This window comes from Delftia sp. ZNC0008 (assembly GCF_000799035.1).
GTDB classification, from domain to species: Bacteria; Pseudomonadota; Gammaproteobacteria; order Burkholderiales; family Burkholderiaceae_C; genus Comamonas; species Comamonas tsuruhatensis.
Window position 1 is genome coordinate 1 of sequence record NZ_JTKZ01000397.1, and the last position, 794, is coordinate 794.

The following is a 794-nucleotide window of genomic DNA, read 5'->3' on the forward strand; positions in this document are numbered from 1 at the left end:
CCGCGTGATCCTGGCCGACGAGCCCGTGGCCGCGCTGGACCCGGCCCTGGCCCTGTCCACCGTGCAACTGCTGGTGCACGAAGCCGCCGCGCGCGGCGCCACCCTGGTGGCCAGCCTGCATGCCGTGGACCTGGCGCTGGCCTGCTTTGCGCGCATCGTGGGCATCCGCGATGGTGCCATCGCCTTCGACCTGCCGGCGGCAGAAGTCACGCAGGAACACCTGCGTGCGCTGTATGGGTCCGAGCATCCTGGCGATGATCCCTCCCGCCCCGCGTGGACACCCGCGCCCGCCGCCTTTGCCGCACCGCTGTCCGCATCCGCATGCCGTTGAGTTCCGATCTGCACGCGCTGCGTGATCCCGCCGCGCCCCGCCGCCTCGGCGCCCTGGTGCTGGCCGCTGTCGTTCTATGGCCGCTGTTCCAGGGCGCGGGCTTCAGCCTGGGCGCGCTGTTCGATCCCGGCAACCTGCAGGTCATCGGCCGCTTTCTGGCCACCTTCCTGCCGCCCGAAACCGGGCGCGACTTCCTCGGCTACCTGGGCCGCGCCACGCTGGAGACCCTGGCCATTGCCACGGCCGGCATGGCCCTGGCCTTTGTGCTGGCCGTGCCGCTGGCCTACCTGGTCACGGGCGCCGCGCGCGAGCGGCGGGCGCTCAACCCCGTCACGCGCGGCCTGCTCACCATCCTGCGCGGCGTGCCCGAGCTGGTCTGGGCCCTGGTCTTCGTGCGCGTCTTCGGCCTGGGGCCGGCCGCTGGCGTGCTGGCCCTGGGCCTGACCTATGGCGGCATGCTGGC

At 73.2% G+C, this 794-nt stretch carries 1 protein-coding gene and 1 pseudogene; both read left to right on the top strand.

Annotation, left to right across the window (positions count from 1 at the left end; all coding sequences use genetic code 11):
* Positions 1-331 (top strand): annotated as a pseudogene (locus tag L995_RS13450) (phosphonate ABC transporter); the annotation flags it as partial.
* Positions 322-794: phosphonate ABC transporter permease (locus L995_RS13455; RefSeq protein WP_047472234.1), on the top strand; the 473-nt coding region annotated here is incomplete at its 3' end. The pseudogene L995_RS13450 and the gene L995_RS13455, both read left to right, overlap by 10 nt.